At 67.4% G+C, this 16,842-nt stretch carries 15 protein-coding genes; 5 read left to right on the top strand and 10 right to left on the bottom strand.

Features of this window, described 5'->3' with window-relative positions:
- The first annotated feature begins 17 nt into the window (after positions 1-17).
- Complete coding sequence (locus ACWF99_RS22330; RefSeq protein WP_452537281.1) at positions 18-1,262, top strand: saccharopine dehydrogenase family protein; 1,245 nt, start codon at positions 18-20, stop codon at positions 1,260-1,262.
- A gap of 17 nt (positions 1,263-1,279) precedes the next feature.
- Entirely contained in the window at positions 1,280-1,903 is a 624-nt protein-coding gene (locus ACWF99_RS22325; protein ID WP_378634038.1) for a class I SAM-dependent methyltransferase, read from the top strand.
- Here the strand turns inward: ACWF99_RS22325 and ACWF99_RS22320 are convergent.
- From ACWF99_RS22320 to ACWF99_RS22290, 7 genes are all read right to left on the bottom strand, one after another.
- On the bottom strand, positions 1,889-2,452 hold the full coding sequence (locus ACWF99_RS22320; RefSeq protein ID WP_378655957.1) for a vitamin K epoxide reductase family protein: 564 nt from the start codon (positions 2,450-2,452) through the stop codon (positions 1,889-1,891). The genes ACWF99_RS22325 and ACWF99_RS22320 overlap by 15 nt on opposite strands.
- Positions 2,452-3,222: a DsbA family protein gene (locus ACWF99_RS22315; protein ID WP_378655583.1), complete on the bottom strand. Its 771-nt coding sequence runs from the start codon at positions 3,220-3,222 to the stop codon at positions 2,452-2,454. Before ACWF99_RS22315 ends, ACWF99_RS22320 begins: the two co-directional genes overlap by 1 nt.
- A gap of 83 nt (positions 3,223-3,305) precedes the next feature.
- Entirely contained in the window at positions 3,306-4,151 is an 846-nt protein-coding gene (locus ACWF99_RS22310; RefSeq protein WP_452537280.1) for a polyphosphate kinase 2 family protein, read from the bottom strand.
- Between the two features lie 15 nt (positions 4,152-4,166).
- On the bottom strand, positions 4,167-5,624 hold the full coding sequence (locus ACWF99_RS22305) for an alanine/glycine:cation symporter family protein (protein ID WP_452537279.1): 1,458 nt from the start codon (positions 5,622-5,624) through the stop codon (positions 4,167-4,169).
- Positions 5,625-5,681: 57 nt separating this feature from the next.
- Positions 5,682-6,413, bottom strand: coding sequence for a ZIP family metal transporter (locus tag ACWF99_RS22300; RefSeq protein WP_378655589.1), 732 nt, complete (start codon positions 6,411-6,413; stop codon positions 5,682-5,684).
- 7 nt (positions 6,414-6,420) lie between these two features.
- Positions 6,421-7,611: an AI-2E family transporter gene (locus tag ACWF99_RS22295; RefSeq protein ID WP_452537278.1), complete on the bottom strand. Its 1,191-nt coding sequence runs from the start codon at positions 7,609-7,611 to the stop codon at positions 6,421-6,423.
- 51 nt (positions 7,612-7,662) lie between these two features.
- Positions 7,663-8,715 carry an NAD(P)-dependent alcohol dehydrogenase gene (locus ACWF99_RS22290; protein WP_452537277.1) on the bottom strand — a complete coding sequence of 351 codons (1,053 nt, stop codon included), beginning with the start codon at positions 8,713-8,715 and terminating at the stop codon, positions 7,663-7,665.
- 118 nt (positions 8,716-8,833) lie between these two features.
- Between ACWF99_RS22290 and ACWF99_RS22285 the strand changes: the two genes are divergently transcribed.
- Entirely contained in the window at positions 8,834-9,904 is a 1,071-nt protein-coding gene (locus ACWF99_RS22285) for a S1C family serine protease (protein WP_378634016.1), read from the top strand.
- Positions 9,905-9,926: 22 nt separating this feature from the next.
- On the opposite strand, the gene ACWF99_RS22280 is transcribed toward ACWF99_RS22285, so the two are convergent.
- Positions 9,927-11,210 (bottom strand): phthiocerol/phthiodiolone dimycocerosyl transferase family protein, encoded by a 1,284-nt coding sequence (locus ACWF99_RS22280; protein ID WP_452537276.1) that lies wholly within the window; start codon positions 11,208-11,210, stop codon positions 9,927-9,929.
- A 96-nt stretch (positions 11,211-11,306) separates the two neighbouring features.
- Between ACWF99_RS22280 and ACWF99_RS22275 the strand changes: the two genes are divergently transcribed.
- Both ACWF99_RS22275 and ACWF99_RS22270 read left to right on the top strand, forming a co-directional pair.
- A complete protein-coding gene (locus tag ACWF99_RS22275) occupies positions 11,307-11,846 on the top strand; it encodes a TetR/AcrR family transcriptional regulator (RefSeq protein WP_378634010.1) in 540 nt (179 codons plus the stop codon).
- A gap of 136 nt (positions 11,847-11,982) precedes the next feature.
- Positions 11,983-13,317, top strand: a complete 1,335-nt coding sequence (locus ACWF99_RS22270; RefSeq protein WP_452537275.1) for a DUF1254 domain-containing protein — start codon at positions 11,983-11,985, stop codon at positions 13,315-13,317.
- A gap of 99 nt (positions 13,318-13,416) precedes the next feature.
- Here ACWF99_RS22270 and metE read toward each other — a convergent pair whose 3' ends face one another.
- Together metE and ACWF99_RS22260 are read right to left on the bottom strand one after the other, a co-directional pair.
- Positions 13,417-15,741 (bottom strand): 5-methyltetrahydropteroyltriglutamate--homocysteine S-methyltransferase, encoded by a 2,325-nt coding sequence (gene metE, locus ACWF99_RS22265; protein WP_452537274.1) that lies wholly within the window; start codon positions 15,739-15,741, stop codon positions 13,417-13,419.
- Between the two features lie 190 nt (positions 15,742-15,931).
- Entirely contained in the window at positions 15,932-16,804 is an 873-nt protein-coding gene (locus ACWF99_RS22260; RefSeq protein WP_266293923.1) for a 3-hydroxybutyryl-CoA dehydrogenase, read from the bottom strand.
- Positions 16,805-16,842 lie beyond the last annotated feature (38 nt).

Below are 16,842 nucleotides of genomic sequence, written 5' to 3'. Positions count from 1 at the left end.
CTTTCGAAAGGCGCGTCATGCCGCAGCACCGTGAGTTCGACCTGATCCTGTTCGGCGCAACAGGTTTCGTCGGCAAACTCACCGCCGAATACCTGCTCACCGCGGCCCCGGCCGACGCCAGGATCGCCCTGGCGGGCCGTTCGGCGAGCAAGCTCGCCGCCACCCGCGACGAGCTCGGGCCCGCCGCCGCGACATGGGAACTCGTCGTCGCCGATTCCAGCGACCCCGCATCGCTGGCCTCGATGGCCGAGCGCACCAAGGTCGTGGTCACCACTGTCGGACCGTACCTGCGCTACGGCATGCCCCTGCTGGGCGCGTGTGCCGCGGCGGGCACCCACTACGCCGACCTCACCGGTGAGCCGCTGTTCATCCACGACGCCATCGAGAAGTACGAGCAGACCGCGGTCGACTCGGGCGCCAAGATCGTGAATTCCTGTGGCTACGACTCGATTCCGTCGGATCTGAGCGTGTACGAGATCTATCGCGCCACCATCGCCGACAACACCGGCGAGCTCGAGGACACCACCCTGGTCGCCTATCTCAAGGGCGGCGTGAGCGGCGGCACCATCGATTCCGGGCGCGCCATGATGGAGGACGTCGCGGCCGATTCCGCGCGCGGCAAGATCCTGGCCCACCCGTACTCGCTGAGCCCGGATCGCAGCATGGAACCCGATGTCGGCCGTCAGTCCGATCAGGCGCTGGCCCGCGCCGACAGCATCGACCCCAGCCTGAACGGCTGGGTCACCACGTTCGTGATGGCCTCGCACAACACCAAGGTCGTGCGCCGCACCAACGGCCTGCTCGGCTGGGTCTACGGCAAGCAGTTCCGCTATCGCGAGGTGATGAACGCGGGTACCTCGGCCGCCGCGCCGCTGATAGCCGCGGGTATCGCGGGCGGCATGGTGGCCGCGATGGCGTCGCAGGCGGCACTGTCGCGGGTGTCGCTCGGCCGCAAGCTGCTCGACCGGATCCTGCCCAAGCCCGGCACCGGCCCCAGCGAAAAGGCCCGCCGCAGTGGGTGGTTCACCATGAAGACCTTCGCCCGCACCAGCTCCGGCGCCAGATACCAGGCCACCTTCTCCGGCACGGGCGATCCCGGCTACCAGGCCACCGCCGTCCTGCTCGGCCAGAGCGGCCTGAGCCTGGCCTTCGACACCCTGCCCGAGCGCGCGGGCGTGCTCACCCCCGCATCGGCGATGGGCGAGGCGCTCACCGCGCGGCTGCGCGAGGCCGGGATGACCATCGAGGTCGCGCGCCAGTGAATCTCGCCCGCAGGACGATGAACGCCCCGGCGCTGGCCGCGGTGTACGAGCACGCGTGGCGACCCACGTTGTTCTACCTCGCCAGCGGCCGGACCACCGGCACCGACCGCCGCGACGCGGTCGGCGCCCTGCGTCTGAGCGGCCCCATGAAGGTGCTCGATGTGGCGTGCGGCCCAGGCAATTTCACCGGCTACCTCAGCGAGTACCTCACCAAGGGCGGTTTCGTCACCGGCCTGGACTACTCGGCGCCGATGCTGGCCAAGGCCGCCACCGACAACGCGAGCCCGCGCGTCGGTTATGTCCGCGGCGACGCGCGCATGCTGCCGTTCGCCGACGGAACCTTCGACGCCGTCTGCTGTTTCGGCGCCCTCTACCTGATCCCCGATCCGCTGGTCGCCACCCGCGAGATGATCCGTGTCCTCGCCCCGGGCGGGCGCATCGCGATCAGCACCAGCTATGCCGAGGACAACCTCTTCGGCTCGGCGAGCAGCCTGGCCGCGAGCCTGAGTGGCCTGCGCCTGTTCGACCGCGATACCTTCCCGAAGCTGTTCGCCCGCGCGGGCCTGACCGAAATCGACCAGCGCGTCCACCGTTTCATGCAATACGTGGACGCCACCAAGCCCGTGTCAGACCAGGCTTAGCCAGTAGTCCTGGAACTTCAGGAACACCAGCAGCAGCACCACCGCGTAGAACACCACGACCAGGGTCCAGCGCCATTCGGCGAGGATTCCCATGGCCCCACGCGACCGGCCCCACAGTTCCTGTGTGGTCACCGCGAACAGGACCGGCACCGCCACCCACACCACCATGCAGTACGGGCACAGCGCGTTGATCCGGTACAGGCTTTGGAAGATCAGCCAGCACAGTCCGGCGATGCCGAGCACGGTGCCGAGCCACAGCCCGCCCCAGATCCAGCGCGGGAAGCCCACACCGACCACCGACAGCACGGCGAGGGTCACCACCACCGAGAATCCGACGACGCCGATGAGCGGGTTGGGGAAACCGAAGACCGCGGCCTGGTCGGTCTTCATGATCGACCCGCACGACAGCACCGAGTTGATGCTGCACGAGGTCACGTAGTTCGGGTCGACGAACAGCTTGAACCGTTCGACGGTGAGCGTAAACGACGCCAGCCAGCCCGCCAGCCCGGCGATCAGCAGCAGCCAGGCCGAGCGGGCGGGGGCGGTGATCACTTCGCCGCGTCAGCGATCACGGGGGCCAGGCCGTTCTCGGTGAAGATCGCGTCGGTCTGGTTCAGCTGGCCGTTGATGTACACCGACGGCGTCGACTTCACGCCACTCTGCAGCGTGGTCTGGGTGACCTGCTGGATGTAGTCGTTGTACGGCTTGTCGTTGATGCAGGTCGCCACGGCCGGATCGGTGTACCCCGCGTCGGTGGCGATCTCGATGAGCTCGTCGTTGCTCAGACCCGCACCGCCCTCGGCGGGCTGCTTCTCGAACATGGTCTGCAACCAGGACTGGTACTTGGTGGTATCGGACTTCGCCACGCAGAACGAGGCGTTGGCCGCGCGCGAGGAATACTGATCGGTCGAGGCCTTGTCGAGGAACGAGATGATCTGGTACTCGACGGAAGCAGTGCCGTCGGCGGCGGCCTTGGCGAGCGTCGCACCGTTGGCTGCCTCGAACTGCTTGCAGGCCGGGCACTGGAGGTCGGCGACCACGCGCACCTTGACCTTGGCATCAGGATTGCCGATCACGACCGTGCCGGTCTCGGTGACCGCCCCGCCCGTCGCGGGCAGCTGCGCCGCCGAGGTCGTCGACGATTCCTTGTCGGAATCGGACTTGTTCACCGCGATGCCGATGCCGATGGCCGCGACCAGCGCGACCAGGACGGCGGCGACGCCGACCTGGATCGCGATCTTGCGCTTCTTGTCGGCCGCCTCGGCCGCCGCCAGCGGATTCCTGCCCGAGGGGCTCTTGCCCGTGCTCACCGTCGTCACACGCCTTTCGCTCGTTGGCTCCCCACCGGGAACATCATGCGGGCCGAACCTGAGAGTTTCCGCAATGCTCGTCCTGCCCGTATTCAGGACTCGTCGAGTCGACGCAACTGCTCGGCGATATCGAAGTCGGCGGGCGGCCAGTCGAGTTCCATCTGCGCCAGCGCGGCGATCAGCAATTCGGTGACCGCGAGGCGCGCGTACCACTTGTGGTCCGACGGCAGCACGTACCAGGGCGCGTAATCGGTGTTGGTGCGGTCGAGAACGGCCTGGTACGCCTTCTGATATTCGGGCCAGTAAGCGCGTTCGGTGATATCGGAGGGGTTGAACTTCCAGTATTTGTCCGGGCGTTCCAGCCGTTCGCGCAGCCTGCTCTTCTGCTCGTCGAGGGAGACGAACATGGCGACCTTCACGATGGTGGTGCCCGCGTCGGCGATCTCCTTCTCGAACGCGTTGATCTGGTCGTAGCGCTGCTCCCACTCCGCCTGCGGCACGAGGTCGTGCACCCGCACCACCAGCACGTCCTCGTACTGGGAGCGGTCGAAGACGCCGATCTGACCGTGGGCGGGCAGCTTGTTGCGGATGCGCCACAGGAAATCGTGCTGCTTCTCCAGGTCGGTGGGCACGCCGAAAGACGCGTGGTCGACGCCCTGCGGGTCGACCGACCCGATGACGTGGCGCACGATGCCGCCCTTGCCCGCGGTGTCCATGCCCTGCAAGATCAGCAGCACGCTGCGCTGTCCACCGGTGCGGCCGTGCGCGAACAGCTTCTCCTGCAAGACCGAGAGCACCGTCGCCCGTTCGGCGAGCAGTTCCTTGCCCAGGCGCTTGCCGCCGCTGAAGCCCGGCGTGCTCGAGGTGTCCAGATCAGCGACGCGCTGACCGTCGGCGCGCAGCGCGATATCGGCCGTTTCGGTCCACTGTTTCGCCATTTCCCATGCCTACCACTAATGGGCGGGTTTACCGGGCAAGCTCGACGCAATCGTTGCCTGCCAGCACTGCACGCCCGCCGGGTCGGCGATGTCGGCACTGTGCACATATACCGGGTCTTCACCCGCACTGCGTTGAGCGCGGTAGTCGGCGAGCAGGCGGAACGCGACGACGCCGAGCGGGATGATCGCGGCCAGGTTGACCAGCGCCATCACGCCCATGAACACGTCGGCCAGGTTCCAGATCAGGCTCACCGAGCCCAGCGCGCCGCCGAAGACGGCCACCAGCACCAGGATTCGGAACGCGGTGAGCACCTGGGGACGGGTGGTGATGAATTCGATATTGGCGCGACCGTAGTAGAAATTGCCGATCATCGAGCTGAACGCGAGCAGGAACACCACCGCGGTGAGCACGTGGCCCGCCCAGCTGCCCAGCGACGCCTGGAGTGCGCTCTGGGTCAGGTCGGCGCTGCGCCGCTCGGACAGATCAGGGTCGGTGGTCAGGATGATGAACGCGGTGATCGAGCAGATCAGCAGGGTGTCGAAGTAGACGCCGAGCGACTGGACCAGGCCCTGCTTCACCGGATGCGAGACATCCGCCGCCGCAGCGGCATTGGGTGAGGACCCGAGCCCCGCCTCATTGGAGAACATGCCGCGCCGGATGCCTTGCGCGAGCGCGGTCCCGATTCCGCCGCCGACCACCTCGCGCAGCCCGAACGCCCCGCCGACGATATCGGCGAGCACCCGCGGCAGGTCGGTGATGTTCAGCGCCACCACCGCGATGCCGAGCAGCAGGTACACCACCGCCATCACCGGAACCAGCACCTCGGTGATGTGGCTGATCCGGCGCACCCCGCCGAAGATCACCACCCCGAGCAACGTGATCAGGCAGAGCCCGACCAGCGGCGCGAACCAGTCACCGTCCAGCGCCGACAGCGACGCCCGCCCGGTGGCCACGATGGTGTTGGACTGCACCGCGTTGAACACGAATCCGAAGGTCACGGTGATGATCACCGCGAAGGCCAGTCCCTGCCACCGACGGCGCAGCCCGTACTCCATGTAGTACGCCGGACCGCCGCGGAAGGTGCCCGGTTCGCTCTCCCGCCGCTTGTAGAGCTGGGCGAGCGTCGATTCCACGAATGCCGACGCAGCCCCGACCGTAGCCATCGCCCACATCCAGAACACCGCCCCCGGCCCACCGACACTGATCGCGGTCGCGACCCCCGCGATATTGCCCGTGCCCACCCGAGCCGCCGCCGAGATACTGAACGCCCCGAAGGCCGACACCGCCTTCTTCCCGTCCGCCGCCGTCGGCCCCTTCTCGGCCACCACCTTGAACATCTCCGGCAACATCCGCACCTGCACCACCCCACTGCGCACGGTGAAGTACAGCCCCGCCGCTATGACCAGCGGAATCAGCAGCCAGTTCCAGAACACATCATTGACATCGACGATCACCGAGTTCAGCGTGTCCATCCGCCGAACGCTACCGCCGCCACACCGCACGACCGGTCAGGCTGTGTCTGATGTTGCTCAATGGCTGACGGCGGCGACGGCGAACATGGCGGCTACGCCGAACAGGGTGCACAGGAGGGTCAGGCGGGAGGGGTGGCCCGCGTGGGCCTCGGGGAGGATGTCGGCGGTGGCGAGGTAGAGCAGGAAGCCGGCGAAGTAGCCCATGTAGAGGCCGATCCAGTTCTCGGGGACGTGGATCAGGGTGCCCAGGATGGCGCCTATCACGGGCGCGATGGCGTCGAGGGCCAGCAGGGTGAGGGCGCGTTTGCGGGCGTTGCCGTAGACGGTGGGGATGGTGAAAGTGTTGAAACCGTCGGCGAAGTCGTGGCAGATGACAGCGATCGCCACGGACAGGCCGACCGCCGCGCCCGCCTGGTAGCCGAGGCCGATGCCGAAACCGTCCAGGGTGCTGTGGAAGATCAGGCCGCCCGCCGCGAGCAGGCCGACCGACTCGAGACCGTGCTTGTGCGTACCGAATTCCTGCTCGTGGCCGCGGTGGACGGCGACCGCGCGCTCGATCACGTGCAGGCTGAGGAAGCCGAGCACCGCGGCGATCAACACGTACGGGATGCCCCGGAACATGCCGTCGGACTGTTCCAGCGCCTCGGGGATCAGGTCGAACGCGACCACACCGAACATCACCCCGGCGGCCAGCCCGAGAACCAGGTGCTTGCGGTCGCCGATCCGCATCGCTACGAAACCGCCGAACAGCGTCGACAACATCGACACCAGGGACAACAGGATCGCCATGAGCTGCCTATTCGTCGGTGGATGCGGCTTCGGGCTCGGTCTTCTTGCGCTTCTTCTTCTTGGCCGGTGGCGCCTCGGCCTCCTCGGTGACTTCGTAGCGCCGCACGTAGGCACCCGCGAATCCTTGCAGCGTGGCGGTGACGGGGATGGCGAGCAGGGCGCCGGTCGGACCGAGTAGCGCGGCGCCCGCGATCACCGCCCCGAAGGCCACCGCCGGATGCATGTCCAGGGTGGTCGCGGTGATGCGCGGCTGCAGAACATAGTTCTCGAACTGCTGATAGGCGATGATGAACAACAGAATCCACAGCGCCGAGATCGGGTCGTGCACCAGCGCCACGAGTACCGGAAGCGCGCCGGCCATATAGGTGCCGACAGTCGGAATGAACTGGGAGACAACGCCGACCCACAACGCCAGGGCGAACGCCGACGGCACATCGAGCACCCGCAACGCGACGTAGTGCGCGATCGCCGAGCACAGGGCCAGCAGTGCGCGCGAATAGATGTAGCCGCCGGTCTTCTCGACCGCGATGTCCCAGGCCCGCAACACATGCTTCTGCTGTTTCGGCGGCAGCAGCGAACACACCCAGGTGCGGAAACGCGGTCCGTCGGCCGCGAAGTAGAACGTGAACAGCAGCACCCCGAGCAGCTGGAACAGCGCGCCGATCGCGACAGTGCCGATGCCCCAGACGTTTCCGGCCAGACCGACCAGATACTTCTCGATCGTGGAACTCCACTCCGAGGCGTACTTGGTCAGGTCGTCACCCGAAATATCCTGATGGAAGGTCGAATTGACCCAGTCGACCAGATCCTGGACGTAGTCCGGGGCGTTCGTCACCAGCATGGTCACCTGGTTAACCAGCAGCGCGCCCAGCGTCCACACGAACGCGACGATCACCACCAGCACCACCAGGAACACCGCGCCGGTGCCCGCGCCGCGCCGAACACCGCGCGCGGCAAGCCAATTCACCGCGGGTTCGATCGCGAACGCCAGGAAGATCGACACCAGCAGCACCGTCAGCAGACCCTGCATCTTGCCGAGCACCCAGAACGCCGCGATCAACCCGGCAACCGCGAGCACCGCGTACAGCAGTGCCCGCGGCAGCCAGCGCGGCGGTGTACGCACCGACCAGAAGGCGGGCAGGGCGCTCATGTCGACGGACTGTGCGGCGGGTTCAGCGGATTCGTCCTGGGCAACCACGGATGTCACGCTACCCAGGACGTGCGCCGACAGCCTGTCGGCGCGCGCGCCTTACACGGTGGCCGTGTCGATCACGAACCGGTATTGCACATCGCTGGCGACCACGCGGTCGTACGCGGAGTCGATCTCGTCGGCGGAGATCAGTTCGATCTCCGCGCCGATGCCGTGCGAGGCACAGAAGTTCAGCATCTCCTGGGTCTGCGCGACGCCACCGATCATCGAACCGGCCAGCGACCGGCGGAAACCGGCGAGGTTGCGCCCGGTGACACTCATCGGGTGCTCCGGCAGGCCGAGGATCACGAGCGTGCCGTCGAGGGCGAGCAGGCGCAGGTAGCTGTCGATGGGCAGGTCGGCCGACACCGTGTTGATGATCAGGTCGAACTGGCCGCGCAGCTGACGGAAGGTTTCCTTGTCGCTGGTGGCGTAGTAGTGGTGCGCGCCCATGCGCAGGCCGTCGTCACGCTTGCGCAGCGACTGGCTGAGCACCGTCACCTCCGCGCCCAGCGCCGCGGCGATCTTCACGCCGACGTGCCCGAGCCCGCCCATCCCGATGATCGCGACCTTCTTACCCGGTCCCGCGTTCCAGTGCTTCAGCGGTGAGAACAGCGTGATGCCCGCGCACAGCAGCGGCGCGGCGACATCGAGGCCGATGCCCTCGGGAATCGAGACGACGAAGCTCTCGTCGACCACGATCTGCGTGGAGTAGCCGCCCATCGTGTAGCCGCCGGGCTGCGCGGACTCGGGCACCCTCGAGTTGTAGGTCCAGGTGGGGCCGTTGGTGCAGTACTGCTCCTCACCCGCCAGACACGGCACGCACTTGCCACACGAGTTCACCAGGCAGCCGACGCCGACCCGGTCACCCACCTGGTACTTGTGCACCGACGAGCCGACGGCGGCGACGATGCCCGCGATCTCGTGACCGGGCACGCACGGATACTGCGCGCCACCCCACTCGTCACGCGCGGTGTGGATATCGGAATGGCAGATACCGGCGTATTTGATATCGATCAGCACATCGTCGGGACCGATTTCGCGGCGTTCGATCGTGACCTTCTCGAAGGCCCCGTCGGGAGAGGGCTTGGCGTAGGCGGCAGCGGTGCTCATGGCTACATGCCTACAGCCGCATGCGTGTCTTTGCCAACCACCGCGTCCGTATCGAGACCGGCGGACGCCGAAAACGGGTCACAATGGATTGGTCGGCTCGCGAGAGAGGACATGTGCTGTGAAGCGTGTCGGACGAGTGCTGGTGACGATGATGGCGGCGCTGCTCGGGGTGTGCGCGTTCCTCGGGTATCGCGGGGAGATCGCCGTGGTCGAGCCGGAGTTCGTGGCGCAGGCACAGGCGCCCGTGCTGGTGCCGCTCGATCCTGCGCTGGTCGCCGGGCAGGTGGGAGCGGCGCTGGTCAATATCGATGTCGACGCGGCCGGTTTCGGGATCGGCGCGGCCGGGTCGGGGATCGTGCTCACCCCCGACGGGCAGATCCTCACCAGCCATCACGTGATCAAGGGCGCCGAGGCGCTGACTGTCACCGATATCGCCAACGGTCTCGTCTACGAGGCCACCGTCCTGGGCTACGACTCCGGCGCCGATATCGCGCTGCTGTCGCTGGGCGGGGCCACGGACCTGCCGACCGCGCGCCTGGGCACCTCGGCTGATCTGCGGATCAGCCAGGACGTGCTCGCGATCGGTGACGCGGGTGGCGACGGCGGCGAGCCGACCTCGGTCGCCGGTCCGATCACCGATCTGGACGCCACGATCGTCGCCATGAACTCCGCCGACCTCACCCGCAAGGCGTTGAACGGGATGGTGGAGATCGCCGCACCGGTGATGGGCGGGCAGTCCGGCGGCGCGCTGGCCGACGCGTCCGGTGCGGTGGTCGGGGTGATCACGGCGGCGTCGGGCGAGGATTCCCGAGCCCAGGGAAAGCCGCCCAACGGCTACGCGGTCCCCATCGACACCGCCATGCGGATCGTGGCGCAGATCCGCTCGGGGACGCCCACCGACACCGTCCACATCGGCCCGACCGCCACCCTCGGCGTGCAGGTGATCGATGCCAGACCGGCAGGTGCCCAGGTGAGCTGGGCCTTCTACGGCCAGCCCGCTCGCGAAGCCGGGATCAACATCGGCGATGTGATCACCGCGGTCGACGGCACCTCGATCACCACCGCCAAGGCGCTGAGCGCGGCCATCAACACCCGCAAACCCGCTGACCCCATCCGGCTCGAAGTGACCTCCCCCAACGGCACCACCCGAATCGTCGACGTAGTACTGGCCTACGGAACACCCAACTGACCCGTGGCCGCTGAGAACGACGTCACTCGAGAGTGTGCAGAAGTTCGATGAGGGTGAGGCGGAGCTTTTCCATCTGGGGGCGGCTGTAGAGGGTGGTGTCGTATTCGAGTTGGAGGGTGAGTCGGCCCGCGATGGTGAAGGCGGTGAGTTTCGGGGGCATGGCGGGGCCCATGGCGTAGATGTCGTCGCGGACGAACGCGATGTGGTCGGGGATCGAATGGGGTCGGACGCGGCCGATGTTGGAGAGCGCGAAGGTCGGCGGCGCGGTGAGCAGGGCGGCGGTGACGTCGTCGTTCACGAGCTGGGTGGCGAGGGGGAAGAGCGCGGGTTCGCGACGGTCCAGGCCGGCGCGCAGGCCGGTGTCGACCGAACAAGCGAGTTCGAGCTGAGTGGTCTGGCCGGTCGCCAGGACCAGCGTGCCCCCGCCCGAGGCGTAGTTGACGATCGTGTCCACGGGCACCGGCGGGTCGAATTCCGCGCGGACGTCGGCCGCGTAGCCGCAGAACAGCGGCACGCTGCCCGATTCGGGGAACCGGGTTCGGACGGCCGCCAGCACCGTACCGGTGAGCACGCTGTTCACCGAGAGACCGTAGGAGCGCGCCGCCGCCACCAGTTCGGCGGTCTCCTCGGCGGTCAGTTCGATGCGCTGCATCGCGAATCGGCCGAGCCGATCGGTGTCGGTACCGTCGCGGGGCAGTGTTCGAGGCGCGTCCTCGGGGCTCATCATCGCCGCGCCCGCCCTGACCTCGGCCAGCCACGCTTGTGCCGCCTCGACCGAAACCACCTCGGCCAACCGGGTATCCATGGCCTCGGGCACCGACTGATCCGATTCCGCTTCCGGCACAGCCTTATCCGTCACGTGCGCCGTGTAGTGCCGCCACAGCTGGCCGAGCAACGCGAATCCTGATCTGCCATCGGAGATTCCGTGATGGATGACCAACACGATCTGCTGACGCAGGCCCGCCCGCAGCAGGTACGCGCGAAACAGTCCGTCGCTCCAGTCCCGCGGCCCGTTGACCAGCGCCAGATATTCGGCCTCCCCACCTTCGACGAGGTCCAGCCGAGGCCGGAACGCGTCGTCGCGGACGAAATAGCCCGCACCGTCCTCGGTCACCACCCGGCTGCGCAGCAGCGGATGCGCCGCGGCGAGCTCGTCGAGCACCGTCCGCAGGATCGCGGGGTCGAGCTCGCCGTGCACGGTGGTGCCGAGGAACAGCGGCATCCCGCCGGTCGGGACGCTGCCGATGGTCGTGCCGATGCCGAAGTAGCTGGATTCGAACGGGGAGATACGTCGCCGAGAGGTCATGGTCGAAACATACATCTGTTTCATACACTTGTCACTGACGCTTGTTTGAAACTGGTGTCACAAACAGATGTATGCGCGACTTGCTATCGTGCGCGAGTGGGAACGCGAGAAGATCTCCTGGAAGCCGCCAAGCAATGCCTGGCCGAACGCGGCTACGCCCGCACCACCGTGCGCGACATCGTCGCCGCCTCCGGCACGAACCTCGCGGCCATCAACTACCACTTCGGCACCCGCGACAAGCTGCTCCAACAGGCGATGCTGGAATCCAGCGCGAGCGCGGTGACGCAGATCCTCGACGCACTGCCCGCCGACGACCCGACCGATCCCACCGCCCGCCTCGAAGCGTTCTGGCACAGCCTGATCACCTCGTTCGTCGAGAACGCGCCGCTGTGGCACGCCAACGCCGAATGCCTGAACCAGGCACTGCACTCGCCCGAGCTGCGCGCCGAACTCGCCGACGCGCAGGGACGTGCCCGCCGCGGCCTGACCGAGGCCTTCGGCGACGGCGACAGCAATGTCGGCGCGATCCTGCAGACGATGATCGGCGGCCTGCTCCTGCAATGGCTGATCGACCCGGACAACGCCCCCTCCGCGGCCGAGCTCACCGCGGGCGCCCGGGCCATGATCCGCGCCTGACACGCTCCACCACCGAACCGGCACGCGGCGATCTCACCCGGTCCGGGCGATGTGCGCCGGTCGCGCATCGGCGGATGCTGGTGTCGCGCGGTCCGACGACGGTCGCGCGACGTGGACGCCAGGACGAGGAGCGCACATGCCGGATCAGAACGTCCCCGACTTGACCGCACAGGCCTATCTGTACGGATTCCCCCTGGTCTTCAACCTCGATTCGATCGAGCGATTGCTCCACGAGGGCATCGGCGATATCCCCGCGACACCGTTCAACGACTTCTCGCATGCCCGCACCCTCGCCGGCGCCACAGCGACCTTCGTGTCGGTCAACAACGACACCGTGTACTCGATCGCCCTGATCGACCTGTCGGTCGGTCCGATAACCTTCCACGTGCCTGATGCCGGCCATCGGTACTACGTCATGCAGTTCATCGACGCCTGGACCGACAACTTCGCCTACGTCGGCACCCGGGCCACCGGAAACCGCGCGGGCGACTACCTCCTCGTACCGCCGGGATGGACCGGCACCGCCCCCGACGACACGACGGTCATCCATTTCCCCACCGTTGTCGGCGTGATCGCCGGTCGATGGGCCTGCGCAGGCACGGACGACCTCCCCGCCGTGCACGCCTTGCAGGACGCGCTGACCTTGACACCCGCCGACCGAGGCGCACAGCCGACGGGACTTCCGTCACCGGATCCGGCAGTCGCCCCCGACCTGATGTTCCTCGAGAAGGTCCGCGTCTGGTCGCAAGCTTTTCCTCCCGCGAAGCGCGATCTCGCGCTCCAGGAATCGTTCGCGCCGATCGGCCTGACGACAGCGGGCACCTCGCCCTACCCGTCCCTCGACCCTGATCGAGCATCCGCGCTGCGCGCCGGATTGGGTGAGGGCCAGGAAGAACTGAGCAACGCGACGAAGAGCGGGGCGGGCGCCGCGGAGAACGGCTGGCAGCTGACGCTGCACCTCTTCGACTACAACATCGACTTCTTCGAGGTCGGCACGCTCGACGACGAGAACTTCAAGATCACCGACCCCGACCAGCGCATCATCGCGCGCGCCGTAGCCGCCAAGGCCGGACTCTGGGGCAACCACGCCTACGAGGCCGCCTACGCGATGATCTACACCGACAGCACCGGCCAGCAGTTGACCGGCACGAACACCTACACCCTGCGCCTTGACCCCACCCCGCCGGTGAGCGCCTTCTGGTCGGTCACCATGTACTCGACCCCCGACTTCTACCTCTGCGCCAACCCGATCGACCGCTACTCGATCGGCGACCGCACCCCCGGCCTCGTCTACGACGACAACGGCGCCCTCACCATCACCATCAGCCACGCCGAACCCACCGACCCCAAGGCCCGCGCCAACTGGCTCCCCGCCCCCGAAGGCGACTTCCGCCCCTGCATGCGCATGTACGAGCCCCAACCACCAGTCCTCGACCAGACCTACATCCTCCCCCCGATCACCAGAACCTGAGCCCGGCACACGAATTCCGAGCACGCTGCGCCCGTTCGAGTACCGCGCCCAGACAAAAAGGGCGCACCGGAATCCGGTGCGCCCTTTTGGTTTGTTCGCTTACTCCTCGGTCGCGGCGGCCGCCTGCGCGGCCAATGCGCGGCGGCGGACCCGGCGGGCCGCGGCCACCATGTTGCGCAACGACGGCTCCAGCTGCCAGTAGTGGCGGGTCTTGAGGCCGCCGTCGGGGTTGGCCCACAACCGTTGCGGGGTCACGGCATTCGCGGCCTGGGTGAGCAGTTCGTCGAACTCGTCGATATCGGGGATGCGGGCCGAGCGGCTCTCGTACACGCCGGGGCCGACACCGTGGGTGAGGCCGTGGCCGGAGGACAGGTCCTCGGTGAGCGCCTCGATGACCCATTCGATCGAGCGGGTCGCCACGATCGCGGTGACGTCGGCGTCGAGCTGGTCGATCGCGTCGACCACCTCGGTGCGGCCGGAATAGCCGATGTGCGTGTGGATCTGGGTGTCGGGGCGCACGCCGGAGGTGGCCAGCTTGAACGCGCCGACCGCCCAGCGCAGGTACTCCTCACGGCCGTGCGGGCGGGCGGGGAGCAGCTCACGGATGGCGGGTTCGTCGACCTGGATGATCGCGATCCCGGCCTTCTCCAGGTCGACCACTTCGTCGCGGATGGCGAGCGCCACCTGGTCGGCCGTCTCGTAGAGCGGCTGATCCTGGCGGACGAACGAACGTGCCAGCATCGTGACCGGCCCGGTCACCATGCCCTTCACCGGCTTGTCGGTCAGCGACTGCGCGTAGGTGGTCCACTCCACCGACATCGGTGCGGGCCGTGCCACATCGCCGTAGACGATCGGCGGTCGCACACAGCGCGAGCCGTACACCTGCACCCAGCCGAAGCGGGTGGTGGCGAAACCGTCGAGCTGCTCGGCGAAGAACTGGATCATGTCGTTGCGTTCGTGCTCACCGTGCACGAACACGTCGAGGCCGATGTCTTCCTGGAGCCGGATCGTGGCCTCGATCTCGGCCTCGACCTGCTTGCGGTAGTCGTCGTCGGACAGCCGGCCCGAGGCCACCTCGTGGCGGGCCTGGCGCAGCTTGCCGCTCTGCGGGAACGAACCGAGCGTGGTGGCGGGCACCAGCGGCAGGTTCAGCCGCTCCTGCTGCGCGGCCGCGCGCACGTCGTAGGGCGCGCGTTCGCGCATCTCGGGCGTCACCGCGTACACCCGCTGGCGCACCGCGTGCTTCTGCTTGAAGTGCACCTCGGTGGGCCGCTTGCGCCAGTTCTCCGACGGGCCCTCGGTGAGCGCCTTGGCGAGCGAGACGACCTCGCCCACCTTCTGTTTCGCGAAGGCGAGCCGGTCGGCGACGTTGCCTTCGATGTCGTACTCGGCGAGCACGTCGTAGGGCACGTGCAGCAGCGTGGTGCCGGTCGACACCACCAGGTCCGGGCACACCTCGGCGATCGCGTTGAGGTAGCTCAGCGTGACGAAACGGTCGGCCCGCCACACGTTCTGGCCACTGATGACACCCGCGTAGATCCGCTTGCGCCTGATCCCCGGGATCGCCGCCAGTTCCTCCGGCTGCATCCGGTAGGAGGCCAGGTCCAGTCCGATGGCCTCGACATTGCTCGCGGCCAGAATCCGCAGCGCCTCACCGAAGTCGCCGTACTGCCCGGTGACCAGGATGCGCGGACGCAGCGGCGCCTTCGCCAGCTGGTTGTAGGCCTTCTCGAACGCGGCGAGCTCGGCGGGAGTGCGCTCGCCGGTGAAGCAGGGCTCGTCGAGCTGCACGCAGGTCGACCCGCGCTTGGCGAGGATCTCGAACAGCTCTTCGTAGAACGGCAGCAGCTGATCGAGCAGGCTCAACGTGTCGAACTCGGCCTCGCCCGGCACATGCCCGGCCTTCGACAGCAGCAGCAACGACACCGGTCCGAGAACCACCGGGCGCAGCTCGATCCCGCGTTCGGCCGCCCGGTCCCACTCGTCGAGCAGGGCCTCGGGATGCAGCGAGAACGTGGTGTCGGCGTCGAGTTCGGGCTGACGGTAGTGGTAGTTGGTGCCGAAGAAACGCACCAGCTCGAGCGGCGGGGTGTCCGGGTTGCCGCGCGCCATCAGGAAGTAGAAGTCGAGCGGGTCGAGCCCGTCGGCGAACTCCTTGAAGCGCGAGGGCACCGCACCGAACAGCAGCGCGTTGTCGAGGATGTGATCGTAGAAGGAGAAGGTGTTGCCCGGCACCTGCGTGAGTCCGGTCGCGGCCAGTTCGTTGAACTGACGCTCCTGGATATCGCGACCTACCTGGCGCAGTTCCTCGCGCTCCATCGATCCGCGCCAGTACGACTCGAGCGCACGCTTGAGCTCTCGGTGCGGACCGATCCTCGGGTATCCGAGAACGCTCGACCCGAATCCATCGGTGACGTTGACCATGACCGCCGATACTCCCTTTCGATCACACGCTGCGCTCGACATAGCTCCGGATGCGCGAGCGCGTCCGGCAACAGCAGCTTAGGCCGCGAGAGCGACCCTTCGCCGTTCCCCCTGCAAACACCCCGGAAAAGGCCGAAGGCCACCGGCATCGCGTCTCAGCTGATGTCGGTGGCCTCCGGCGAGCAAACTTCTACTTGCCGTACTGGTAGAACCCGGCTCCGGTCTTCTTACCGAGCAGCCCGGCTTCGACCATGCGCATCAGCAGCGGCGGGGCGGAGTACAGCGGCTCCTTGAACTCGGAGTACATCGAGTCCGCGATGGACTTCACGGTGTCGAGGCCGACGAGGTCGGTCAGCGCCAGCGGGCCCATCGGGTGGGCACAGCCGAGCACCATCGCCTTGTCGACGTCGTCCTTGGTGGCGAAGCCCGACTCGACCATCCGGATGGCCGAGAGCAGGTACGGCACCAGCAGCGCGTTGACGACGAAACCGGAGCGGTCCGCCGAGCGCACGATCTGCTTGCCCAGGATCTCGGCGGCGAACTGCTCGGCGCGCTTGGCGACCGGCTCGCTGGTCTTGAGCGTGGTGACCAGCTCGACCAGCGGCAGCACCGGCACCGGGTTGAAGAAGTGCAGACCGACCACGCGCTCGGGGTTCGCGGTGGCGACGGCGATCTTCATGATCGGGATCGAGGAGGTGTTGGAGGCGAGCACGGCGTTGGGGTCGGTGACGACCTTGTCCAGCTCGCTGAAGATGGCCGTCTTGACCTCTTCGTTCTCGACAACGGCCTCGACCACCAGCTGACGGTCGGCGAAGTCGCTGAGATCGGAGGTGAAGCGCAGCCGCCAGGCGGCCTGCTCCCGCTCGCGCTCGGTGATCTTGCCGCTGCTCACGCCACGGTCCAGCGAACGCAGGATCCGTGCGCGGCCCGCGGCGGCGAGTTCACGGGTGGTCTCGTAGACGAGGACGTCGACGTGCGCGCGTGCGCACACCTCCGCGATGCCGGCGCCCATCTGTCCGGCGCCGATGATGCCAACGCGCTGAATCTTCTCGCTGCTGCTCACGTCCCGCTCCTGCTGTGTGTCTGGCTGTGGGGTGGCTG

It is taken from the genome of Nocardia sp. NPDC055002, assembly GCF_053608825.1.
This window is presented reverse-complemented; position numbering and strand designations above follow the sequence as displayed.

What these genes read in the sequence shown, in the direction of transcription:
- ACWF99_RS22330 (WP_452537281.1), top strand. Translation starts at nt 18, where the DNA reads ATGCCGCAGCACCGTGAGTTCGACCTGATCCTGTTCGGCGCAACAGGT.
- ACWF99_RS22270 (WP_452537275.1), top strand. Translation starts at nt 11,983, where the DNA reads ATGCCGGATCAGAACGTCCCCGACTTGACCGCACAGGCCTATCTGTAC.
- metE (WP_452537274.1), bottom strand. Translation starts at nt 15,741, where the DNA reads ATGGTCAACGTCACCGATGGATTCGGGTCGAGCGTTCTCGGATACCCG.
- ACWF99_RS22310 (WP_452537280.1), bottom strand. Translation starts at nt 4,151, where the DNA reads ATGGCGAAACAGTGGACCGAAACGGCCGATATCGCGCTGCGCGCCGAC.
- ACWF99_RS22300 (WP_378655589.1), bottom strand. Translation starts at nt 6,413, where the DNA reads ATGGCGATCCTGTTGTCCCTGGTGTCGATGTTGTCGACGCTGTTCGGC.
- ACWF99_RS22280 (WP_452537276.1), bottom strand. Translation starts at nt 11,210, where the DNA reads ATGACCTCTCGGCGACGTATCTCCCCGTTCGAATCCAGCTACTTCGGC.
- ACWF99_RS22325 (WP_378634038.1), top strand. Translation starts at nt 1,280, where the DNA reads ATGAACGCCCCGGCGCTGGCCGCGGTGTACGAGCACGCGTGGCGACCC.
- ACWF99_RS22290 (WP_452537277.1), bottom strand. Translation starts at nt 8,715, where the DNA reads ATGAGCACCGCTGCCGCCTACGCCAAGCCCTCTCCCGACGGGGCCTTC.
- ACWF99_RS22305 (WP_452537279.1), bottom strand. Translation starts at nt 5,624, where the DNA reads ATGGACACGCTGAACTCGGTGATCGTCGATGTCAATGATGTGTTCTGG.